At 62.6% G+C, this 23,557-nt stretch carries 21 protein-coding genes; 11 read left to right on the forward strand and 10 right to left on the reverse strand.

The window, feature by feature from the left end:
• Positions 1-47 precede the first annotated feature (47 nt).
• Positions 48-1,070, forward strand: a complete 1,023-nt coding sequence (locus MOV75_RS01045) for a fumarylacetoacetate hydrolase family protein (RefSeq protein WP_246917041.1) — start codon at positions 48-50, stop codon at positions 1,068-1,070.
• A 150-nt stretch (positions 1,071-1,220) separates the two neighbouring features.
• Positions 1,221-2,150, forward strand: a complete 930-nt coding sequence (locus tag MOV75_RS01050) for an enoyl-CoA hydratase-related protein (RefSeq protein ID WP_246917045.1) — start codon at positions 1,221-1,223, stop codon at positions 2,148-2,150.
• Positions 2,151-2,358: 208 nt separating this feature from the next.
• Here the strand turns inward: MOV75_RS01050 and MOV75_RS01055 are convergent, their stop codons facing one another.
• Entirely contained in the window at positions 2,359-3,120 is a 762-nt protein-coding gene (locus MOV75_RS01055) for a GntR family transcriptional regulator (protein WP_246917048.1), read from the reverse strand.
• A gap of 81 nt (positions 3,121-3,201) precedes the next feature.
• Here MOV75_RS01055 and MOV75_RS01060 point away from each other — a divergent pair, with 81 nt between their 5' ends.
• The 7 genes from MOV75_RS01060 (at position 3,202) to MOV75_RS01090 (ending at position 11,170) form a co-directional block, all read left to right on the forward strand.
• Positions 3,202-4,506: a M20 family metallopeptidase gene (locus MOV75_RS01060; protein ID WP_247004545.1), complete on the forward strand. Its 1,305-nt coding sequence runs from the start codon at positions 3,202-3,204 to the stop codon at positions 4,504-4,506.
• Between the two features lie 17 nt (positions 4,507-4,523).
• Positions 4,524-6,071 carry an ABC transporter substrate-binding protein gene (locus tag MOV75_RS01065; protein WP_247004547.1) on the forward strand — a complete coding sequence of 516 codons (1,548 nt, stop codon included), beginning with the start codon at positions 4,524-4,526 and terminating at the stop codon, positions 6,069-6,071.
• A 14-nt stretch (positions 6,072-6,085) separates the two neighbouring features.
• Entirely contained in the window at positions 6,086-7,033 is a 948-nt protein-coding gene (locus MOV75_RS01070; RefSeq protein ID WP_247004550.1) for an ABC transporter permease, read from the forward strand.
• On the forward strand, positions 7,026-7,856 hold the full coding sequence (locus tag MOV75_RS01075) for an ABC transporter permease (RefSeq protein WP_247004552.1): 831 nt from the start codon (positions 7,026-7,028) through the stop codon (positions 7,854-7,856). The genes MOV75_RS01070 and MOV75_RS01075 overlap by 8 nt, the downstream gene beginning before the upstream one ends.
• Positions 7,853-9,427: an ABC transporter ATP-binding protein gene (locus tag MOV75_RS01080; RefSeq protein WP_247004554.1), complete on the forward strand. Its 1,575-nt coding sequence runs from the start codon at positions 7,853-7,855 to the stop codon at positions 9,425-9,427. Before MOV75_RS01075 ends, MOV75_RS01080 begins: the two co-directional genes overlap by 4 nt.
• 19 nt (positions 9,428-9,446) lie before the next feature.
• Positions 9,447-10,661 carry a M20 family metallopeptidase gene (locus MOV75_RS01085; RefSeq protein WP_247004556.1) on the forward strand — a complete coding sequence of 405 codons (1,215 nt, stop codon included), beginning with the start codon at positions 9,447-9,449 and terminating at the stop codon, positions 10,659-10,661.
• Positions 10,662-10,924: 263 nt separating this feature from the next.
• On the forward strand, positions 10,925-11,170 hold the full coding sequence (locus MOV75_RS01090) for a hypothetical protein (protein ID WP_247004558.1): 246 nt from the start codon (positions 10,925-10,927) through the stop codon (positions 11,168-11,170).
• Between the two features lie 119 nt (positions 11,171-11,289).
• Here MOV75_RS01090 and MOV75_RS01095 read toward each other — a convergent pair whose 3' ends face one another.
• The 9 genes from MOV75_RS01095 to MOV75_RS01135 form a co-directional block, all read right to left on the reverse strand.
• Positions 11,290-12,585: an FAD-binding oxidoreductase gene (locus MOV75_RS01095; RefSeq protein ID WP_246917074.1), complete on the reverse strand. Its 1,296-nt coding sequence runs from the start codon at positions 12,583-12,585 to the stop codon at positions 11,290-11,292.
• Positions 12,586-12,612: 27 nt separating this feature from the next.
• Positions 12,613-13,404 (reverse strand): amino acid ABC transporter ATP-binding protein, encoded by a 792-nt coding sequence (locus MOV75_RS01100; RefSeq protein ID WP_309486920.1) that lies wholly within the window; start codon positions 13,402-13,404, stop codon positions 12,613-12,615.
• 36 nt (positions 13,405-13,440) lie between these two features.
• Positions 13,441-14,100 (reverse strand): amino acid ABC transporter permease, encoded by a 660-nt coding sequence (locus MOV75_RS01105; protein WP_246917077.1) that lies wholly within the window; start codon positions 14,098-14,100, stop codon positions 13,441-13,443.
• A 5-nt stretch (positions 14,101-14,105) separates the two neighbouring features.
• A complete protein-coding gene (locus MOV75_RS01110) occupies positions 14,106-14,819 on the reverse strand; it encodes an aspartate/glutamate racemase family protein (protein WP_258719480.1) in 714 nt (237 codons plus the stop codon).
• Between the two features lie 85 nt (positions 14,820-14,904).
• Complete coding sequence (locus MOV75_RS01115; protein ID WP_246917083.1) at positions 14,905-15,759, reverse strand: transporter substrate-binding domain-containing protein; 855 nt, start codon at positions 15,757-15,759, stop codon at positions 14,905-14,907.
• Positions 15,760-15,837: 78 nt separating this feature from the next.
• The gene (locus MOV75_RS01120) at positions 15,838-16,998 is read right to left on the reverse strand and encodes a saccharopine dehydrogenase family protein (protein WP_246917086.1); all 1,161 of its coding nucleotides are present in this window, start codon (positions 16,996-16,998) and stop codon (positions 15,838-15,840) included.
• An 11-nt stretch (positions 16,999-17,009) separates the two neighbouring features.
• Entirely contained in the window at positions 17,010-18,791 is a 1,782-nt protein-coding gene (locus MOV75_RS01125) for a thiamine pyrophosphate-binding protein (protein ID WP_247004559.1), read from the reverse strand.
• 188 nt (positions 18,792-18,979) lie between these two features.
• Positions 18,980-19,420 carry an Lrp/AsnC family transcriptional regulator gene (locus tag MOV75_RS01130; RefSeq protein ID WP_246917091.1) on the reverse strand — a complete coding sequence of 147 codons (441 nt, stop codon included), beginning with the start codon at positions 19,418-19,420 and terminating at the stop codon, positions 18,980-18,982.
• Between the two features lie 81 nt (positions 19,421-19,501).
• The gene (locus MOV75_RS01135) at positions 19,502-20,404 is read right to left on the reverse strand and encodes a LysR family transcriptional regulator (protein ID WP_246917094.1); all 903 of its coding nucleotides are present in this window, start codon (positions 20,402-20,404) and stop codon (positions 19,502-19,504) included.
• Positions 20,405-20,552: 148 nt separating this feature from the next.
• Between MOV75_RS01135 and MOV75_RS01140 the strand changes: the two genes are divergently transcribed.
• Entirely contained in the window at positions 20,553-21,950 is a 1,398-nt protein-coding gene (locus MOV75_RS01140) for a VOC family protein (RefSeq protein WP_246917097.1), read from the forward strand.
• Between the two features lie 35 nt (positions 21,951-21,985).
• Entirely contained in the window at positions 21,986-23,548 is a 1,563-nt protein-coding gene (locus tag MOV75_RS01145) for an aldehyde dehydrogenase family protein (RefSeq protein WP_246917100.1), read from the forward strand.
• The last annotated feature ends 9 nt before the right edge of the window (positions 23,549-23,557 follow it).

Raw genomic sequence — 23,557 nt, forward strand, 5'->3', positions numbered from 1 at the left:
AAAACAACTTCAGTCGCCTCACCAACAATACATCCAAGGAGACTATCATGCACTCACGCCGAAAGCTGATGAAAGCAGGCCTTGCCGCGGCCGCCCTTGCCACTACTAAGGTCAGTGCGCAAGCTGCGGGTGAAACGGCGTCGCGGAGCAACGGGAGCGATGAACTGCCTCGCAAGCTCACTATATTGTCGATACGCCAGGACGACGGGCGCGAAACCATGGGAGTGAAGACCGCCGCCGGCGTACTCGACGTGGCCGCCGCGACCAAGCTCCTCGGATTATCGGCACCGCTCACTTTGGAGGCGCTCCTCGTTAACGGCGGCAATGCCGAGCTGAAAACCCTCGTAGATACTGCTCTCAAGGCGCCCAACGCAAAAGCTGCATTCCTCGATGAATCGAAGATCAAGTTCGGGCGTCTATTCACGAAGCCTGGAAAGATCGTCTGCCTCGGCCTCAATTACCGAGAACACGTCGAGGAAACGGGCCAGAAACTGCCTCCTCTACCTATCCTCTTCAACAAGTACAACAACTCGCTTGCACCGCACATGGTGACGGTGCAACTTCCGCCGCGAGACGTCTGCTACAAGTTCGACTATGAGACCGAGCTGGTCGTCGTGATTGGCCGCAAGGCGCGCAATGTCCGCGCTGAGGATGCTCTGTCATACGTCGCCGGATACGCCGTAGGCAACGATTTTACGTCGCGAGACCTGCAGCTGGAGGTTCCCGGCGGCCAGTGGATGGTCGGCAAGACGCTCGATGATTTCGCCCCCATCGGCCCATATTTCGTTTCCGCCGATCAGATCGATCCCAACAATCTGGACCTCGAGACTCGCGTGAACGGAGAAGTGCGGCAATCGTCGAACACGACGAAACTGATCTTCAATCCTCAGAAGATCATCGCGTACGCCTCCCGGCTGCTCGCTCTCGAACCGGGGGACATCATCTTCACCGGAACGCCTTCTGGCGTGATCACGGGATATCCCAAGGAGAAGCAAATTTGGTTGAAAGCCGGCGACAAGATCGAAAGCACGATCCAGGGACTTGGGACGCTATCGTTCACACTCGCCTGATGATGTGTTTGCGCTCGCCGATCATAGGATGAGTGTCCATTGAGCCATTGAGCCAGACACCGATATCGGTCCTGCAGCCAGGTGCGTCAGAGCTCTTGGCCACTCATTCCAATTCCAGCAGATACCCTCGCTTCTCCGGGAGAGATCAAGATGTTTCGTTTCGACAGAGTGACGGTCTCGCTTGCGGTCGTCCTGCTTTGGCTGTCGCCCTTGCACGCGCAACAGACCGGAGGCGCGCCGTCCACGTCAGCACAAAATGATCGGACGGCTCGCATGGCCGAAATTCCATACAGCCCTCAGACGAAGATCACGGTCGAACGCCAGGGACAGGTCGTATTGATCGGCATCAACCGGCCCTACATCGACAACCGCATCGACCCAGAGGCGCTGGAAGGACTGGCGAGAGCATACTATGACTATGATCAGGACCCATCGCTTCGTGCCGCGGTGCTGTTCGGCCATGGCGATCGCTTCTCCAAAGGCATCGATGTTGATGCCACCAAATCGTTCACCCAGTCGGGTCGGAAACTTCTGGATGGACCAGGCTTCATCGACCCGACGGGTCGGGGCAAACCAAGCCTCACGAAGCCGCTCGTCATTGCCGTCCATGGCGACACCTGGAACTTGGCCCATGAGATCTTCCTTGCTGCCGACATACGCGTCGCTTCGGAAGACACGGAGTTCGGCCAGGATGAAAATACGCATGGTCGATTTCCTGGAGGCGGTGCCACGATCCGCTTTCCCAGAGAAGCCGGTTGGGGAAACGCCATGCGATACATTCTGACGGGAGATCATTGGGGAGCCAAAGAGGCCTTCCGAATGGGGACCGTTCAGATTTTGGCCCCAAACCGGGAGGCGGCTCTCACGAAGGCGATCGAAATTGCGAACAAGATCGCTGCGTCCTCTCCGCTCGGCACCAAAGCCTCTCTAGCCAGCTCCCGCATGGCACTCGAAGAATCGGAGAGTGCGGCCATGGCGAAGCTCGGCGAACAATATTTCGCGCTGCTCAAGACCCGAGATTTCCAGGAAGGCCGGGATGCCGAGGCTCAAAAGCGTCGACCGGTTTACGAAGGGCGCTGATTGCGTCGCTCTCTCCTAGGCCGGCTGCTTTATGCAATCGCTGATGGTACTTCAGCTGTCACGACCCGGTTTCCTGCGCCGAACCGGATCACGACATCGTCCGCACGTTCTAGCCTTGACCTCAGCCCGGATTGCATCGCCGAAGATGGATTGCCTCAGGGCGCGCGCTCATGACTGGACGATCCCAGCTGATCGGGTCATGCGCGTCTCAGCTGATCTCATTCACGTAGTGATGATGCTTTGTCGTCGCGCGGTGCTCGCTGAGCAGCGTCAACACGCCCGCCTGGTCGTAAGCTTCCTCGCGGATCACGAGGACGGCATTTGGGGAGGGCAGCACTAGCAGGCGACGGTCGTGTTTGTCGGCAAGTTCAGCCGTGAGCTTCTCACGCACCGCCGCAATCCGAATACCGTAAGCATCGAGCAAATGGAGGTAGAGAAGCGCGGGTACCCGGGCCGCCACATCCGGGAAATCGGTAACACGGCGCGCAACCAGGCGAATCCGCGAATGCATCACGGGTGCTCTGCCAACCAATCGGATGCGGTGCAGACGGATAAGTGGCTCGCCAACAGGCTCTGCAAAGAGCGCGGCCTCTTCAGGATCGGCAGGTCCAATCTGCACCGACAGGACCTTGGGCGTGGAATGCCGCAAGGTTCCGTCCTCGCCATGCAGGCGAAAATACTGAAAGAAGAAGCGAAGACTGTGCTGCGGCGCGCGGCCGGTCACGACCGTTCCGGTCTTGCGACGGCGCACCAGCATGCCGTCAGCCGTCAGATCGGCCAGCGCGCGGCGCATGGTGCCGACCGCAACTCCATACCGTGCGGCCAGCGCGACCTCGCCCGGCAAGACAGTGCCTGGGGATAATTCCCCGATGAGGATCGCCTCGGCGATCTGCCGCTTTACGTGCTCGTACAGCGGAACCGGCAGGCTCGAGGGGCCGCCGGTCGCTGCCTTTGCCTGTTTGCCGGTCACATGTGCCTCATTCTTTGGAATTGACAGCAGTCGGAGTCCATCGTCTATTTCTTTATAGAATATAGAAATCGACGACCGCAAATGATTTCACCTCCATCGCTCACCGGGCCTCTGGCCGACAGCTTCGCCGAAATCGAACGCACTGCTGAAAGTGCGATCGACGATCTCGCGCGGATGATCGCAGTGGACACAAGTTTTCCGCCCGGCGCGGGATACGGTGCATTTGCCGCTCTGATGGAGAGCGTGTTCGCAACCCTCCGCCTGGAATGTCGGCGCGTCGACGTACCCGATCATTTGTGGCGCGTCGCCGGCGGCCCAGCGCATGGTACGCGCACCAATCTCATCGCACGCCGCCGCTCCGGCAAACCGGCCCTGGGGTTGTATTTTCACATCGATACCGTGCCTGCTTCGCCCGGCTGGACAACCGATCCGCTGCGTTTGACGCGCGATGGCGATCGCCTGATCGGCCTTGGCGCCGCCGATATGAAGGGCACCATCGCCGCCGTGCTGCTGGCGCTGCGCGCCGCCGACAGAACGGGCCTGCAGCTGGGCTACGATCCAATGCTGCTGCTCTGCACCGACGAGGAAGGCGGGCTCTATCCCGGAGTACGTTATCTCGCCGAGCAGGGCCTGCTCGAAGGGCACATCCTCAACTTCAACGGAGCCGCAGCACCACGAATCTGGGCCGGATGCTTCGGTCTTTTCACGCTGCTGGTGAAGGTCCATGGCCGGACGGTTCATGCGAGCGAGGCCGCGCGCGCCGGAGCCGGCGCCAATGCCATCGAGGCCGCATTGCCGATCCTCAATGCGCTCGCCGCACTAAAGCCGGAGATCGCAAAGCGCATCTCCGCCCTGCCCGCCCCGCCAGGCGCGACGGGTCCGCTCGCCTCGCAGCTCGACATTTCCGCCGCGCATGGCGGCCAATGCGGCGGCCAGATTCCCTCGCAGTTCGAGATCCTCATCTGCCGCCGCTACGCACCGGAGGAGGACTTCCTCGCAGCACGCAGCGAAATCGAAAGCGCGATCCGCACGGCCGCGCCCCACGCTGCGATCGAGATTGTCCTCACGGGGCACCTGATGCCGACGTCGGATCCGACCGGTCCTCACTGGCCGCGCTGGCAGGACGCACTGTCGGCCGGGTTCGGCTACGCACCCGACGAATTCGCCAAATGGGGCGCGACGAGCTGTTCCGACTTCGGGTGGGTGCAGGCGACCGGCATGCAGGAGATCCTTCTCACGGGCCTTGGTCGCACGAACAGCCGCATTCACGCGCCCGGCGAATTCACGACGCTCACCGACATCGTCGCGCTCGCGAAGTCGGTCCTCGCCTATCTGGCCGCCGAATTCCGTCCCGATCTCTCGCCCGAAGCAACCGCCATTCGCTAACTCGAGGAGCCTCTCCCATGCTGTCCGTAACCCGTCGCGTGTTTCTTGCCGGCACGGCCATCAGCCTCGTCACTCTCCCCAGGACTGCCGGCGCCGATACCCCCAAGCGCGGCGGCGTGCTGCGGATGTCGCTCGACCAGGACGCGTCGGTGATTCACCCGATGCTGGCGCGGGTCAATCCGGAATATCTCGTCACCGAATTGCTCTATTCCAACCTGACCCGGCTGAAGCCTGACATGACGGTCGAGCCGGACCTCGCGCTATCCTGGGAGCCAAACGAGACGCGCACCGAGTGGATCTTCAAGCTGCGCCCTGGTGTGACGTTCCACGATGGTTCGCCGCTGACGTCCGAAGACGTCGTCGCCAGCATCACAGCTATCCTCGATCCGAAAACGGCCTCCCCCGGGCGGACCAATGTCGGGCCGATCAAGGAGGTTGCGGCGATCGATCCGCTGGCCGTCAAGTTCACGCTCTCCGGTGCCTACGCCGACCTACCGGTGGCCCTCACTTACCTCAACGCGCGGATCGTCCCGGCGAAGGTCATCGCGTCCGACCTCGCCAGCCTGTCCACCAGGGCGAACGGCACAGGGCCCTTCAAGCTGGTATCCTATGAGCCCGATCGAAAGATCGTGGTCGAACGCAACGCCGCCTACTACGACCCGACGCGGCCTTACCTCGACGGCGTGGAACTGCTCGTCTATCCCGATCGCACGGCCGAAGCCTCGGCAATGATCTCAGGCGAGATCGACCTGCTTCTGACGACGACGCCTGGCGAATATGAGCGACTTGCGAAGACCGGTGGCGTCAAGGCGCTGCGCGTCCCGTCCGGCCAATTCCTCAATATCATCCTTGGATGCGATCAGAAGCCCTTCAACGACATCAGGGTTCGCCAGGCGCTCGCCCTGGCAGTCGACCGCGAGGCGACCGTCGGTTTCGTCGCCGGCGGGTACGGCACGCCGGGCAACGACACCCCCCTGAACTCCGCCTATCACTTCTACAAAAACATTTCGATGAAGAAGCCCGACATCGCCAAGGCGAAGCAGCTTCTGGCCGAGGCCGGTTATCCCAACGGTATCGATCTGACGCTGATCGCGTCCGACAAGCCGGCGACCCGCACCCAACTCGGCGTCGCGGTTCGCGAGATGGCCGCTGCGGCCGGCTTCCGCATCAACCTGCAGACAATGCCGCACGCGACCTATCTCGATCAGGTCTGGAAGAAGGGGAACTTCTACGTCGGCTTCTACAACATGCAGCCGACGGCGGATGCGATCTTCAACCTGCTTTTTACCTCCAACGCGACCTGGAACGAGACACGCTGGAACAACAGCACTTTCGACACAATCGTCAATGCGGCCCGTGTCGAGACCGACGAGGCGAAGCGTGCCGCGCTCTATGCGAAGGCGCAGGAGATGATGAATATGGAAGTGCCCTCCGTGATCTCGGCATTCTTTGATCTTCTTGCTGCGCAGCGAGCCTATGTCGAGGGCTACACGTTGCATCCGCGCGGTTCGGTATTCCGTCTCGATCTCGTGTCGCTCGGCGCCGGTGCGCCGAAGCGCGGCTGACGCGGAGACTTCGAGTGTCGCTCGTCTGGTTTGGCCGCCGTCTGCTGCTGATGGTTTACACCGTCATCGTGGTCTCGATGCTGGTGTTCGCCATCACGCAGATTCTGCCGGCCGACGCGGCCCAGTCGCTGCTTGGCGAGAACGCGACGCCGGAGATGCTGGCTGCGCTCAGGGCGAGGCTTGGGCTCGACGCTCCGGCCTGGCAGCAATATCTGCGCTGGGCCGGCCACGTTTTCACCGGCGATTTCGGCATCTCGATGCGGACCAGCCAGCCCGTCGGACCGGAAATGCTGAGCGCACTGTCGCGTTCGCTGCTGCTCGCGGCATCGTCCATCCTGGTCACGCTGGTCGTCGCCGTACCGCTCGGCGTGGTGGCGGCGCTGCGGCAAGGCAGGTTCGCCGACACAGGCCTCAGCCTGATCGCATATCTCGGTGTCTCGTTGCCCGAATTCGTTACTGCAACGCTGCTTGCGCTCCTGCTGGCCGACACGTTGCATTGGTTGCCCGCGACGGGCTACGTCTCGCCGCAGGAACATTTGGGCGAGGGCATTTCTCATCTGGCGCTGCCCGTGCTGACGATTTCGGTGATCCTCATCGCGCATGTGATGCGCATGATGCGCTCCGAGACGCTGGACGTGCTGAAATCGGACTATATTCGCGCTGCCCGTTTGAAGGGCCTGCCGGAACGCAGCGTGCTGTTTCGTCACGCGCTGCGCAACGCGCTGTTGCCGGTGGTGACGATCATCGCGCTCGATGTCGGCTACCTGCTCGGCGGCATCATCGTGATCGAGGAGATCTTCGCTATTCCCGGCATCGGACGGGCCCTGATGGTCGCAATCACCACGCGCGACCTGCCGTCGATCCAGGCCGGCGCTTTGATCATGGCGGCGACCTATGCGGTCACCAACACGCTTGCCGACATGGCCTATGCCCTTCTCGACCCGCGGATCCGCTATGATTGAGCTGTTCGTCCGCCTGATCCGAAGACCGCAGGGGCTCGTCGGCGTCACCCTCCTGGCGCTCATCGCCATTGCATGTCTGTTCGGGCCGTCGCTTGCCCCGTACGCGCCCGAGAAAATCGATTTTCTTGGCCGGTTTCGTCCACCCGGCTGGCAGAACTGGCTCGGCGCGGACCAATTCGGCCGCGACATCCTGAGCCGCCTGATGGTCGGCGCCCGGTCGACCGTGCCAATGGCTCTGATCGCCACCTTTGTCGGCAGCGCGGCCGGCGCCATCATCGGCGTCGGCTCGGCCTATCTCGGCGGCCGAACCGACGAGGCCATCATGCGCACGAACGACGCGGTGATGGCGATCCCAGGCCTTCTGCTGGCCCTGTTGCTGGTCTCGACGCTCGGCAATGGCGCCGGCAACGCCGTCATCGCCATTGCGGTGGCTTTTGCACCCGGCATGGCGCGCGTCACGCGTTCGGTTGCACTCAACGTGCGCAATCAGGACTACGTCAAGGCGGCCATCGCGCGTGGCGAGGGCGCAGGCTGGATCATCTTCCGCGAGATGCTGCCCAACGTCATGGCGCCGATCGTGATCGAATCCACCATTCGCGTGTCCTTTGCCGTAATGCTGTTCGCAACGCTCAGCTTCCTCGGTGTCGGCGCCCAGCCGCCCGCATCCGAATGGGGGCTCATGGTGGCGGATGCCCGGCAGTACATGTACCAGGCGCCGTGGGGCCTGATCGTGCCTGCCGCGGCGATCGCGCTCACCGCCATTGCCTTCAACTTGCTGGGCGATGGCCTTCGCGACGCCCTCAATCCGAAGGACGAGCGGTGATGCCGGCCCTTGCCGTCAAGAACTATACGCTGGACTACGCGACGGCTGCGGGGCCTGTGCGCGTACTGCACGACATCTCGCTCGAGATCGCACCGGGCGAGGTGCTGGGCCTCGTCGGCGAATCCGGCTCGGGCAAGAGTTCGCTCGCCTGGGCCTTGATGCGCCACTTGCCGGACAATGCCCGCGAAATCGCGGGCTCCCTCCATCTCGGCGATACCGACCTCCAAGGCCTGAGCCCGCGGGAACTGACCAGGATCCGGGGACGCCGGCTCGGCATGGTGTTCCAGGATCCCTCGACCTCGCTCAACCCGACCCTCACCATCGGTCGGCAGGTCACGGAGACGCTGATCAGGCATCGCGGCGTGGGGCGCCGCGAAGCGGACGCCCTGGCCGTCGACCTGCTCGGACATGTCGAACTGCGCGATCCCGCCGCGATCATGCGCCGATATCCACACGAGATCTCCGGCGGCGAAAAACAGCGCGTCATCATTGCCACGGCATTCGGCTGCCGCCCCGACATCATCCTCTTCGACGAGCCGACCACCGCGCTTGACGTCATCACCGGTGCGCGCATCCTCGAGCTGTTCGCCCGGCTGCGGCAGGAAACCGGCGTTGCCGCACTTTATATATCCCACGACCTCGCGCTGGTGACGCGGGTCGCCGACCGGGTCGCAGTGCTGAAACGCGGCCGTCTGGTGGAGCAGGCCCCAGCCGCCGACATCTTCCGTGCCCCACGCCATGCCGATACGCAGGTCCTCGTGCAGGCGGTGCCGAGACCCGAGCGGCGCCTGGTTCATGACAAGTCCAGTGACGAGATTCTTCTCTCGGCCTCGGACATCGAAGTCCAATACGGCCGCGCCGGCCTTTTCAGCCATGTGCCGGCGCCCGCGACCAGGAGCATCGGGCTCGATGTGCGGGCCGGAGAAATCCTTGGTCTTGTCGGTGAATCCGGGTCGGGCAAATCGTCGGTGGCGCGCGCACTCACCGGTCTTGCTCGCTTCTCAGGCAAGGTCTGCTTCGCCAATCAGGTGATCACGGGCGCCCGCGACATGAGCGAGGCCTATCGCCGCGATGTGCAGATCATCTTCCAGCATCCGGACTCTTCGCTCAACCCGCGCCACAAGATCGGCGAGATTCTGTCGCGCCCGCTGAAGCTCTATGGCGGAAACGTCGCCGAGATTCCCCGCCTGCTCGAGCAGGTCCGCCTGCCGACCTCCTACGCCGGCCGGTGGCCGCACCAGCTCTCAGGTGGCGAGAAGCAGCGCGTCGCCATCGCGCGGGCTTTCGCCGCGCGACCGAAGCTGGTGATCTGCGACGAGATCACCGCGCCGCTGGACGTCTCGGTGCAGGCACAGATCATCGAACTGCTGCTGGCGCTGCGCGCCGCGACTGGAACCGCCTTTCTCTTCATCACCCACGATCTCAACCTCATCCGTCAGATCGCCCACCGCATCGCCGTGATGCGCCGCGGTGAACTGGTCGACCTGTTGCCGGCCGAGGATTTCGACGCAGATCACGTTCATCCCTACACGCGCGAACTGATGGCCGCCTCCCCCGTGCCAGTCGGCTGACGACAAGGATCTTTTCCCCATGGATCACAACACACTTCTCGCGCGGATCGATGTGCCTGCCGCCCTCGACCTTTTGTCACGTATGGTGCAGCACAAGAGCTACTCGAAGTCGGACGGCGAGAAGCAGCTTGCAGCGTTCATGGCCGGTCGCATGCGCGAGATCGGCCTCGACACCGAGCTCTCGCCATTCGGCGACGAGGGCCGCGTCAACGCCGTCGGCCGCTGGAAAGGCTCGGGCGGCGGCAAGAGCCTCATATTCAACGGCCATCTCGACACCAACCCGGTGACCGAAGGTTGGACTGTCGATCCCTGGGCCGGCAAAGTTGACGACTCCTTCATCTATGGCATCGGCGTTTCCAACATGAAGGCCGGCGACGCCGCCTATTTCTGCGCCGTCAAGACGCTGATCGATGCCGGCGTCAAACTTCGGGGCGATGTCATCCTCACCTACGTCGTGGGCGAGCTGCAAGGCGGGGTCGGTACCTACTCGCTGGTCGAGCAGGGACTGCGCGCCGATTACTTCATCAATTCGGAGCCGACCGATCTGAAAGCGATGACCATGCACGCCGCGGCCTTCATGTTCATCATCGAGCTCACCGGCAACACCCGCCATCTGTCCAAGCGCGAAGAGGCGGTCGACGCGATCACGGCGGCCTGTGACCTCATCCCGCGCCTGAATGCGATGAAGTTTTCCGGCGCGCTCTCGCCGGAGCATGAACGGATCAATCGAGTCCATGTCGGCGTCGTCCACGGCGCGCTCGGACGCGAGCTGCACGAATGGCGTACGCCTCAGGTCGCGGACTTCGTGCGGATCAAGGGCTCAGGCCGCTATGCGCCGGGGCAGACCGAGGCCGGCGCGATGGCCGACATGCGCCGCGAACTCGACGCGCTCGAAGTAAGGTTTCCGGGCCTCAAGGCCGAGATCAGGTCGGAGGACCGCTCTGGAGTTCCGACCATGCCGCCATTCGAGGTCTCGCGCACGAGCCCGATCGTGGCAGCGATCAATCGCGCCTATCGTACGGTGCGGGGCGAAGATCAGCCGACCGGCCCCGTTGCGCCGAGCTGCTTCTACGGCACCGATGCCGGACATTTGCACTATTCCGGCAAGATGGAAGGCATCGTCTGCGGTCCCGGCGGGCGTTACAACACCATGCCCGACGAACGGGTCGATATCGTCGATTTCGTCGACATGATCCGCATCTACATGCTCGCCATTCTGGAGATCTGCGGATAGACGCGCGCTCCGACGTTCCAATCCATCATGGGGACGTTTGAGCTAGCTCCAGCCAAGGAGATCGAGCCCGAGCAATCGTGATTTGCGTCATTTCAGCTCGCAGCACGTCGGTATCGAGCTCTTCTCGGCCGAAAATGCAGGTCGCCCGAAACTGCGCATCAGACTTCATGCCCCGGATCTGAACGGGGGCGTCGTCCCGCGACCTGCCGACGCCGCGAAAGTGACCGTCGTTCATGTTATCCCCGCTCTCCGTGAAAACGTCGATGATCTTGCCCGGCGGCAGCATGGCGTGGATCAGCGGCGCCTGGATCAAGCTCGAGGTGAAAACAGGAACGTTTAATGCCGCGGCGATCTGCTTCCTGGAACGGAGCGAGGAAACCGCAGCTTGTCATGATCGCCTTGACGCCTTCGGCTTCCAGCTCCTGCGCTGCCACCACGAACGGCTCCCGAAGGCTCGCATCCGGATGATCGCCCATGATCTTGGTCGCGTGCAGCGCACGGTATTGTAGCGCACGGGAAAGTCATACGAGAACGCATTTCCGATGTCACCGCGCGGGGCGCGGAAACCTGGTGTCCAGCATCAGGATGCCGATCGTCTCTCCATAGTTGGTGTAGCCGCCTCGCAGTTTCATGATCGTCTCCAGGGGGCAATGGCAAAACGCGATACGGCGAATGGCCGGAGGTCGATGCCAGCCTCCCTGCCTGCAATGAGATCGGCAACGACGCGGCCTGTGATCGGGCCCGAAGCCAGGCCGACGTGCCCGTGTCCGAACGCGTGCAGAATATTGGGCGAAGCCGATGCCAGACCGATGACGGGACGCCCGTCCGGCGTCGATGGCCGGTGCCCCATCCAGCGATTGATCGTCAGGCTGGCGCGTGGTCCAAGGCCAGGATACGTCCGTAGAGCATGCGTGACGAGAATCTCGACGCGCGCCCAGTCCGGCTCGGCGTCGACTCGCGCGAGCTCCACTTGTCCCGAAAGGCGCAAGCCCGCCGGAGTCGGCGTGTTGGCCATTCGTCCATCGCTCGGCATAATCGGAAACTTCGGGCCTCTGGCGGGCGATGCAACCACGCCGTGATAGCCGCGCTCGCTCGCCAGCGGCACGCGATCGCCTGCGGCCTCAGCAAGGGCCTTTGACCAGATGCCGGCGCAGATCACGGCACGATCGCATTCGATCGGGCCCTGATCGGTGACGACCGCCGCGAGACGGCCGTTGGTGACAACAAAGCCGCTTGCGCGCGCCTTGACCAGGTGTGCGCCGCGCGCACGCGCGGCATCAACGATGGCCCATACATATCCGCCCGGATCGGTGCAGTAGGCTCCTTCGTGGACGAAGGCGCCGAACTGATAGTTGGAGCTCAAATCCGGCTCTCGGCGGCGCAGCTCGTCGGCATCGAGCTCATTCCAATTGAGCCCATTGTCCTTGCGAAGCCGCCAGGCGATGGCCTCGTCGTCGAACGCCTGGCGATTGGGATAGGCATAGAGCAGACCCGTCTGGCGTATGTAATCCGGCTTCCCGATCTCCTGTGCGAGCACACCGTGCCGCGCCGGACCGTCGCGCAAGATCGAGGCGAGTAGGCGTGCGGTACGCTCAACCTTCGCAATGGTCCATCCGGCCGCAAGGAAACGAAGGAGCCAAGGCGCCAGCGCAGGCAGTGCCGTCCAGCGCAGCACCAGAGGCCCGTTCGGATCGAAGAGATAACCCGGCAGCTTGCGCCACAGGCCGGGCATGGACATCGGGATGATCGAGGCAGGGCTGATCCAGGCACCGTTGCCATAGCTTGCCGCCTGGGGCCCGCCCGGCTCTCCCGGCTCGATCAGAGTAACGTCGTGTCCGTCCTTGATTAGCTCCCATGCAGCCGCAGCACCGACGATGCCTGCGCCGATCACAGCGATGCGCAAGGGCGCCCTATCCCGCTTCATCTTTCAATCCGACCGCAGACCGTCACGTCATCCGTTCGCCGCAACTGGCTGCAAGCCGCTGCTGTGGAAGTGGCTAAGGAAGGCCCGCGTTGCAGGCTGTCTCGGCGTGTCGATCACCTGCCGAGCCGGCCCCTCCTCCACGACGACGCCATCGCGCATGAAGACGACGCTATCGGCGACCTCGCGCGCAAACGCCATCTCATGGGTCACGAGCACCATGGTCATTCCTTCCGCCGCGAGTTGGCGGACAACCGCGAGGACCTCTCCGACCAGCTCAGGATCGAGCGCGGACGTCGCCTCGTCGAACAGCATCACTTGCGGCTTCATCGCCAGGGCACGCGCGATCGCCACGCGCTGCTTCTGGCCGCCGGACAGCTTGTCGGGAGTGACGTCCGCCTTGTCCTTCAACCCCACCTTCTCCAGCAACCCAAGCGCCGTCTCGCGCGCCGCGTCCGGATTGGCCTTAAGAACCGTGACCGGTCCCTCCATCACGTTCCGGATGGTCGACATATGCGGAAACAAATTGAAATTCTGGAACACCATGCCCGTCCGCGCTCGGAATGCCGCGAGCTCCCTGTCTGCCGGCAGCTTGTGTCCATTGGTGAAATCCATGGTGCTTTCGCCGACCCGGATGAACCCGCTTTCCGGAATGCTCAGCAGATTGAGACACCTTAGCAACGTCGACTTGCCCGATCCGCTCGGACCGATCAGTGCGACGACGCCGCCGCGAGGCACCCGCAAGGATATGTCCTTCAGGACGCTGACGGGACCAAACGCCTTCTTCACATGAGCCAGTTCGATCATCGGGACATCAGACACGGGACCGCTTCCCTCTTTGATGGACATCGTTGTGCCTCACCGCGCCAGGCGCGCTTCTAGCACGCTCGCAGCGCGCGTCATCGGGAACAAGATGAGGAAGTAGATGACCGCGATCATGGTGTATGTCTCCAACGGCCGGTAGGTCGCGGACGTGATGAGCTGCCCCTGGTAAAGCAGATCAGGAACCGCCAGAACTGAGAGCAGCGAGGTGTTCTTCAGTTGCAGCACGGCCTGGTTGACGAGCGGGGGAATCATCTGCTTCAGGGCCTGCGGCATGACGATACGCTTCATCAGATCGAACCGGCGCATGCCCAGCGCGCGGCCGGCGTCCCATTGCCCCACATCGATCGACACGATGCCGCCGCGTATGATCTCCGAATAGAAGGCGCCGCCGTAGAAGCTCAGCGCGATGAACGCCGCAACGGCGGGGGATAGCTCGACGCCAATCAGCACCGGAAGCGCGTAATAGATCCACACCAGTTGAACCAGCACTGGCGTGCAGCGAAACACCTCGACCAGCATCACGAGAGGCGTCGAGACGAACCTCACCTTGGACAGGCTCGTGATGGCAACCACGCATCCGATCACGAATCCGCTCGCCGCGGTGAGGATGGTGAAGCCGATCGTGTAGGCGGTGCCGACACCGATCAATCTGCTGTATTGCAGAAGGAAGCCAAAACTCCAGTCATAATGCATCGCAGCTATCCCATGCTCGGCGATTGCGAATAGGCGCTCCGGATCAGTCCCGAATAGAACCAGCGTCCGAGCGTGATGATGTCGTAGACCGGCAATCCGAACTCGCGCGACACTTCCTGAGAGAACGGCGGAAGATTAGTGCATTCGAAGACGATCGCGCCAATGCCCGGATTGCAAGAAAGCAGCGCGCTGACGGCCCCGTGCACGTCACGCCGCAGTCCGTCTCGATCATAAGGGCGGCCGTGCTCAATATGTGCACGCAAGCTACCGTCGGGCGGAAGGCCGACGCGAGGCGTCCGTGGGTCGGCGCCTGCGCCTGCAAAATGCCCGTCCGTCAACGCCTCTGCGTCGTAGGTGACGACCCCTGCGCGGCGCCCGGACGTAAGGCATCGCTCCACCATGGGCAATTGCAAGAGGCTCGACGTCGCGAGCGGCAGGCTCATTCGCGCGGAAAGCCCGCTCTGACGAGATGCCAGAAAGCCGCATGACGTGATCAGGCCGATCGCGCCGTCTGCCCGCAACTCGTCGCCGGCCGCGACGAATGCGTCCATGAGGTCGACGTCGTCACCGTTCACGATCTTTCGCGCGGTCGCGCCCGGAACCGTCCTGAAGACGACGTCGAAGGGCCAACTTGCGGAATGCCCCACGTCTCCCGGCGGGCGCTCGATCGCGACGTCAAGCATGATGATGCCCAGCGGAGGATGTCGCTCATGTTGCATCGATCAGATGTTCCCTGTCTCGTCGAACGCCGGTCGGTCGAAAACGAAACTGCCCGCGTCAGCTGAAGACGCGGGCAGAACGAGATCAAAACTGAAGCCCGGGAGGAATGTCCTGCTCCTGAATATTGACCAGAGACAGGCTCGAGAGAATCCACTCGCGGAGCGCACCGAGCGAGCGGCTGTATTCCAGCCAGTTATCGACATAGGTGCGGAAACGAGTATCGACGTCCACCCGCACGCCGCAGCAGGTCGGTTGCGAGGCGACCGGAGTCGGGATGATAACCTTGCCCACCTTCGCATTTTTCTTGACCGTCACCAGCGAAAGCATCGCGACCTGGATAAGGCAATCCGCCCGCCCGGCCTGCACAGCCAGCACGGCCTCATCAGGCGTCTTGAGTGCGACAAGCGTTGCTTTGGGCAGCGTTCGGCGCGCGTAGAGATCGTGGGTGGAGCCGATATCGACGGCAACCCGCACTTCCGGCTTGTTGAGATCTTCCCATGTCTTCGGTTCGAAACCGGACTTGGCGATGACCGTGAAGGTGTTGTTCATGATCGGACGCGTGAACTCGACAATCAGGGCGCGCGAAGGCGTCGGGCTGAGGCCGAACATGATGTCGATCTTGTTGCTCTGAAGATCGAGGACCGAGTTGCCCCAGGTCGATTCGATGATCTCGACCTCGGCCTCCAGCGCCTTGGCGAGATCAGTAGCCATGCTCACGCAAAAGCCCGACCACTGCCCCGTGGCAATGTCCTTGTGATAATAGGGCTCGGTCCCGACGATTCCGGCGATGCGGAGCTTTTTCGTTCTGCGAATTTGAGCAAACGTGCTCTCGGCCGGCTGCGTCTGGGCGACGGCCTGGGACACGGCTGAGCCGGCCGCCATGGCCGCCGCGGCGGCGCCGAGCCCAACGAGTGATCCGATTTCACGACGATTGACCATATCAAGCTTCCCCTCTTCGGTTGAATTCGTCAAACCCCATGATGACGCTAGATCCGGTCTATCGGTCTCTGCGCGCACCTAAGCTGCTCTATTCGTGGAGAACGCTCCCGCAAAATCGTTCGTCTCGGAGCTGCGCGCCTCTCTGGCCAGCCGGCCGCCTTCGCGCGTGGCGAGAAAGTCGGCAAGGCTAGCATCCTCCTGCCGCACGAATCCCCTTGCGGGAAGCTTGCCCGAAAGAAACAGCTCGACCATCGCCACGCAGCCGGCGGCCGTGGTGAGCTGGATCGCGCCGAGCTCCGGCCGTCCGTCGTAACGCAGCACGATGCTGTCCTCCTCCATCCGCCCGTTGCGCTCGCCGATGCCGGTCACGAAGATCACGACGACGTCCTTTCGCGTAAACGGCGCGGCGCGGTTGAGGATGCGGCGCATGGTTTCGCGATCGTCGGCAAGTCCCAATCCCTGCAGCAGGAGCTTCATGATCTCGGCATGACCGGGATAGCGCAGTGTCTTGTAGCTCAGGTCGCGGACCTTGCCGGCCAGCGTCTCCGTCAGTGTACCGAGGCCGCCCGAGGTGTTGAACGCTTCATAGGCGACGCCGTCGATCATCACGCTCTCGATCCCCTCGAGCGCGGGCACTGATATCGGCTTGCCATCGAATACGATCTCGCAAGGATTGCAATATTCGTTGATGAGGCCGTCGACGGACCAAGTGACGTTGTAGCGCAAGGCATTGGTCGGATAGAGCGGCAGCGCACCGACCCGCATCTTGATGGCCCTCACCGTTTCGAAACGGGCCGCCATGTCGGCCCCGAGCACGCAGATGAACCCCGGAGCAAGCCCGCACTGCGGTGCCAGGATCACGTCGGCGGCTGCCGCGATCTCCTTGATGTAGGCCGTTGTCGCCACGTCCTCGGTCAGGTCGAAATAGTGCGTTCCGGTCTCCACAGCGACTCGCGCGATACCCTGATTGAGAAAATACGGACAGGCGCTGACGACGATGTCCTGATCCTTCAGAAAACCGCGCAGCGCATGGAGATCTCCAGCGTCCACGATCTTGGTAGCGAAAGTTTGCCCGGCGCTCAAGCCGAGTTGCGCCTGCGAAGCGTCAGCCAGCGTAACTTTGTGTCCCTGCTCCGCCAGCATCCCGGCGATCACGGCGCCGATCTGCCCGGCCCCCAGGACCGCGATCCTTTGCGGGGCGATCTCTGGCAGTGCGATCTTTGGCAATGAATGGTTCATCTCGAACCTCCCTAGAGAGCAGCCTGGACGCCAATCGCTGCCGGGTCGGCGCCCACCTTCTTCAGCCACGAAAACACCGGCGGCAGGCGATCCGCGATGGATTCGACCGCGACGTCGACGAAAACCGTCTCGCTAAGCGCGAAAGCCTCAAGCAAGGCCACCTCAAGTTGTTCTGGCGTCTCGACGCGGAAGCTTCTGATACCGTAGACGGCGGCGAGCTTGCTCATGTCGTAACGGCCGAAATCGACGCTGAATGTCGGGTCGTTGACCGGTGCTGGCTCGCCGCGTCCGGAAGCCTTGCGGGCATGGTCCCGGTCGACGACCCTCTGGAGCGCCTTGATCCAGCCAAAGCATGCGTTGTTGAAATGAACCAACACCGCCGGGATCTGCAGCCGCGACAGCGTCTCCAGTTCACCCGCCGACATGCCGAGCGAGCCGTCGCCGAACAAGCCAACAGGCCTCAGATGCGGCGCTGCGAAATAGGCCCCGATGACCGCCGGGATGGCGTAGCCAAGCCCGCCATAGAAGCGGGGAATCACAAGCCTGGACTGCGGATCGCGCAGCCGCAGGAAGCGCGTTGCGTAGGGTGTCGGCGTGCCGGCATCCGACACCACGTTGCAGGGCGCAGGCATGCAACGGTTGAGCGTCTCGATGATCCGTTCGGGACGCAAGGGGACAGCGTCGCTCTCGAGATGCGGCGCCATCACGTCCCAGAACTCTGCACGGCGGCGGTTGATATCGCCGACCCATCCCACCGTGGTCGATACATGATCCTCAGATATCTTGGCAAGCAGGGCATCGATCACGGCACGTGCATCGCCCACGAGCGGATGGTCGATGGCGTAGGTATTGCCGATGACTTCCGGCTCGAGATCAATCTGGACGATGCGCGTCTCGCCATTCGGCACCGGCCATTGCCAGTTCATGGTGGCAACCGAGCCCATGCGGCAGCCTACATAGATGACGAGGTCGGCACGCCCGAGCGCCCACACCGCATGCGGATGGAAGCCGTTGTCGCCGATGATACCGATGCCGAGCTTGTGGTCGTCGCGAATGACGCCCTGCCCTGTGATCGTGGTGACGACGGGGATGCCGAGCCGCTCGCCAAACGCCGTGATGGAAGCCGCCGCGCCTGACCGATTGGCGCCACCGCCGGCGACGATCAGCGGACGCTGAGCTGCGAGAATGGCCTCGATTGCGGAATCGAGATCACTATCGGGCGGCCTGCTTCGGTATGATGGCGCCTGTCGACACTGCGGCTCGACATGCAGTGATACGGCCGCATCGGGAAGCTCCTGAAAGAGAACATCCTCCGGCAATGCGAGAACGACGGCACCCGGACGGCCGCCGGTCGCCTCACGGAAGGCACGGCGCACGAGTTCGGGCAATTTTCCGACATGACCTAGCGTCTCTGCGCGCTTGCTGACTGGTTTGAACACTTCCTCGACGGGCAGCTCCGTCAGAGTGCCGCGGCCGACGCCAGGCTGGGGAATATCGTTTACGAGGAGGATCAGCGGCACCGAAGATTTGTTTGCTTCGGCCACGCCCGGTAGACCGTAAAGCGCGCCGGCGCCACTCGGCACCTCCGCCACACCGGGCTTTCCGGACAAGCGCGCATAGCAGTCCGCCATGAACACCGCAGAGCGCTCATCGCGGCACAGGATGTGGCGCGGCGCATCCCTCGTCGTTCTCAAAGCCTCATAGAAGGCGACGTTCGTATCGCCGGGGACGCCAAAAATGACTTCGACGCCATATCCGGACAGCATGCTCACGAGAGCGGACGCACCATTCATTTTCAAATGCTCCTTGTATTGCTTTTATTCAGGAGCATAGGCGCGACATAAATATCCAAACCGTCGGCTATAGGAATAATATTGTTACAAACCGTTGGGTTAAATTCCATTCCGCTGGGAAATGAGAAATTTTGCCGGGAAATAGAGCAGCGACAACTGCTTTGAGGCAGTGTTTGCCTGTGCCCTGTTCACCTTTCGAATTTTCTGGCGAGAAGAATCGACGACGTGGTGCGGCGAACACCTTCCATCTCGGCGATCCAGTCGATGATCTCGTCAAGATGCGTTGACGTCCCGCAATTGATCTTCACGAACAGATCAAACGGACCGCTCAATGTGTAGCAATGAACCACTTCGGCCTTCTTGCGCAGGGCCGCAATGACGTTGCCTTGCTGCTTGACTTCCAGTTCGATCAGGATGATCGCCGAGATCGCGGTGACATGACCCTGCTTACCCAGCACCGCCGTATAGCCGGCGATCGTCCCCTCCTTCTCCAGCCTTGCCATGCGCCCCTGCGCTGTCGCACGAGATACGCCCAGCGCCTTGGCGATATCGGAAATCGACGTCCGCGCATTTGCGATAAGGATGTTGAGGAGATCCTGGTCCTTCCTGGCATCCGCCGGGCGCGCCATTTACAACTCTCCAAAGTGCCTGTTTCTGAACAAAACGAAGGGAAATTATTGCGCTCTGTCGGAGAAAGGTCCAGCGCATCATCAGCGATCCGGTGCGGTCTCCGCGACCAGCCACTCCCGGAATGCCGCGAGTGGCGGGTACTTCGCCCGTTCGGCGGGCCAAACGAGATAATAGCGTTCGGGACTTTCCATAGGCAGGTTGATGGCGCGGACCAGCTTGCGGCGCGCAAGCTCATCCTGGATGAGGAAGGTCGGCAGCAGTGCCACGCCGAGGCCGGCGATCGCCGCTTGGGCTGCGGTCGCGAACTGGTCGAACACCATCCCCTGTGCGGTTCTGCCGGCCACATCGTGAACGGAGAACCACCGGTCCCACGCGTGAAAGCGGGTTGAGATGCTCAGCAGCGGAGCCTTTCGGAGATCGCCTGCAGCACGGAAGTGATATTGCCGCTTCACGCCGGGACTGCACGCAGGGACGACTTGTTCGGATCGCAAGAGAGCCATGTCGGCCCCGGGCCACTCCGGCTGACCGAAGTGAATCGCCGCGTCCAGGGACTCGGCCCGGAAATCGAAATAGGACAAGCGGGTCGTGAGATTGATGGTGATCCCGGGATTCGCAGCCAAGAACCCGGGCAAGCGCGGCGCGAGCCAGCGGGTACCGAACGTCGGCAGGATGGCGAGATTGAGGGTCCCGCCCCTCGGGTTCGCATGGAGATTGAAGGAGGCGGTGCTGATCTTGTGAAGCGCTTCGCGGACCTCGCGCGCATAGGCCTCGCCAACGACGGTCAGTCGAACGGTCTGGCGCTCGCGGATGAAGAGTTCGACCTCGAGCTGCTCCTCCAGCATCTTGATCTGTCGGCTCACGGCGCTTTGCGTCAGCCGAAGTTCGCGCGCCGCCAGCGTCATGCTGCCGGTCCGCGCGGTGGCCTCAAACGCCGACAGGACGGCGGTGGATGGAAGAAAGCGACGGGGTGTTTGCGGATCCATTCCCATCATTCCGTTTTAGAATGACCTTCTGAGCAAACATCGTTTGAATTGGCCGCCCAGGCAAGATTTAATCGCGGCGATCATGACCATAATTCATGAGCAAGGTCGGTCCGGATAGGACGGCCGATCCCCATCAAAGGAGATACCGATGCCGGCGCTGCGGGCAAACGCAGACGAGATCCGCACTCTGTTTTCCCGCGCCATGTCGGACATGTACCGGGCCGAAGTGCCCCAATACGGTACTCTGATAGACCTCGTCAACGACACCAATCGCGAAACGTTGCGGCGGCACGAGCAGCTCCGTGCAAGCCTCGAACAAAGCGATGAACTCGAGCGATTGAACGTCGAGCGTCACGGCGCCATTCGTTTGGGGCGCGCGGACGAATTGTTCAACATGCGTCGCATCTTTGCGGTGATGGGGATGCACCCGATCGGTTACTATGACCTGTCGCTCGCCGGCGTGCCCGTCCATGCCACGGCCTTCCGGCCGATCGACGATGCCGCCCTCCGCCACAACCCGTTCCGGGTGTTCACCTCGCTGCTGCGCCTCGACTTGATCGAGGACAACGCCCTTCGCACCGAAGCGGAGCGAATCCTTGGTGAGCGCCGCATCTTTACGCCGCGGGCGCTCGAGCTGGTGGGTATTTTCGAGACGGAGGGTCACCTGTCCGTCGCGCAGGCGGAGGAGTTTGTTCGCGAAGCTCTCGAGACTTTCCGCTGGCATAGCGAAGCGACGGTCAGCCTGGAGGTCTACAAGAGGCTGCATGACGCCCATCGGCTGATCGCCGACGTGGTGAGCTTCAAGGGCCCTCACATCAACCATCTGACACCGCGCACGCTGGACATCGATGCCGTCCAGGCCGGGATGCCACGACGCGGCATCGCTCCGAAGGCCGTCATCGAAGGGCCGCCGCGCCGCGACTGCCCGATCCTGCTGCGCCAAACCAGCTTCAAGGCGCTCGAAGAGCCGATCCTCTTCAGGCAGGCAGCCGCCACCGAGGTAAACGGGACGCATACGGCCCGCTTCGGCGAGATCGAGCAGCGCGGTGTCGCCCTCACGCCCAAGGGCCGCAAGCTCTACGACCAATTGCTCGTCTCCGTGCGGCAGGCAGGCGCAACCGCGCGCGACTACGACACAGAACTGACCGAGCGCTTCAAGGTGTTTCCGGACGATTGGTCGGAGCTTCGGTCGCAAGGGCTTGCCTTCTTCCGTTATTCGGCGACGCCCGCAGGCATTGAGGCATGCAAGAGGCATGCTCCGCCATCCAGCGTCGATGATTTGGTGGCGGCAGGTATTCTGCGCTACGATCCGATCGTCTACGAGGATTTCCTCCCTGTCAGCGCGGCTGGCATCTTCCAGTCGAATCTCGGCACCGACCAGCGGCAGAACTACGCCGCGCGTTCCAACCAGGTTGCGTTCGAAACCGCACTCGGTGCCGAGGTTCACGATGAAATGAAGCTGTACGCGGAGACGGAAAGGGATTCCCTGGAGCAAGCTTTGGTCCAGCTCGGGTCACCTCGCCTCGCACGCCGGGCGATGGCCTGATCGAACCGCCTTTCAACCATTTAAGAGAAACCGCCATGACGAACACAACCCAGATTTCAACGCGCGCCATCAAATCCCTGGCGGGCGAGGCGGACGCCCTCCTGAGCACACTCGGCGTCAAGCGCGGCCTCTACACCGGCGGCAAGCTGATTGCACGATCGCCGATCACCGGCGAGATCACGGGCCACGTCAACGAGATCGGTGCCGCTGACGCGCAGGCAGCAATCGACAAGGCACATGCGGCCTTCCTCGAATGGCGGCTTGTCCCCGCCCCGAAGCGCGGTGAACTCGTCCGCCTCCTTGGCGAGGAGCTGCGTACCAACAAGCACGCGCTCGGCAGGCTCGTATCGATCGAGGCCGGCAAGATTGCCTCCGAGGGCCTTGGCGAGGTTCAGGAGATGATCGATATCTGCGACTTCGCAGTGGGTCTGTCGCGCCAGCTCTATGGCCTGACCATCGCAACCGAGCGCAGCGAGCACCGGATGATGGAAAGCTGGCATCCGCTCGGCGTTACCGGGATCATCTCGGCGTTCAACTTTCCCGTCGCAGTATGGGCATGGAACGCGGCGCTGGCGCTGATTTGCGGCAACAGCATCGTCTGGAAGCCGTCCGAGAAAACACCGCTGACGGCGCTTGCGACGGAAGCGCTGTTCGATCGCGCGCTGGAGCGCTTCAAGGCGGAAGGCGGCACGGCGCCGGATGCGCTTTCAACCGTTCTCTTCGGTAGCCGCGACATCGGTGAAGTCCTCGTGGATCACGTCAAGGTCCCTCTGGTGTCGGCGACCGGCTCGACGGCGATGGGACGTACCGTCGGACCGCGGCTCGCAAAGCGTTTTGCGCGCGCGATCCTTGAGCTGGGCGGCAACAACGCCGCAATCGTCGCGCCAACGGCGGACCTCGACCTGACGCTGCGCGGAGTCGCGTTCGCCGCCATGGGCACGGCGGGTCAGCGCTGCACCACAATGCGGCGGCTCTTCGTTCACGAAAGCGTCTACGAGACGTTTCTGCCGCGTCTGAAGCGCGCCTATGAGTCCGTGACCATCGGCAACCCGCTCGAGGACGGCACCCTGGTCGGTCCGCTGATCGACGCGGCAGCGTTCACCTCGATGCAGAAAGCGCTGAGCGAGGCGCGGGCTGAGGGCGGCACGGTGTTCGGCGGTGAGCGGATCCTCTGCGACGGCGCCGATGAGGCCTACTATGTCCGCCCGGCGCTGGTCGAGATCGCAGAACAAGTCGGTCCCGTTGTGCACGAGACCTTTGCCCCCATTCTCTATGTGATCAAATATCGCGATTTCGATGCGGTGCTCGACCTGCACAATTCAGTCCCGCAGGGACTCTCGTCCTCGATCTTCACCAATGACCTGCGCGAAGCCGAAGCTTTCCTGTCCGTGCGTGGATCGGATTGCGGCATCGCCAACGTCAACATCGGCCCATCCGGCGCCGAAATCGGCGGCGCTTTCGGAGGCGAGAAGGAAACCGGCGGTGGACGCGAGTCGGGCTCGGATGCCTGGAAGGCTTACATGCGCCGCGCGACCAATACGATCAATTTTGGCCGCACATTGCCGCTCGCCCAGGGCGTCAAGTTCGACGTGGCATAAAGAAAAGAT

This window comes from Bradyrhizobium sp. PRIMUS42, from assembly GCF_023006515.1.
GTDB lineage: Bacteria > Pseudomonadota > Alphaproteobacteria > Rhizobiales > Xanthobacteraceae > Bradyrhizobium.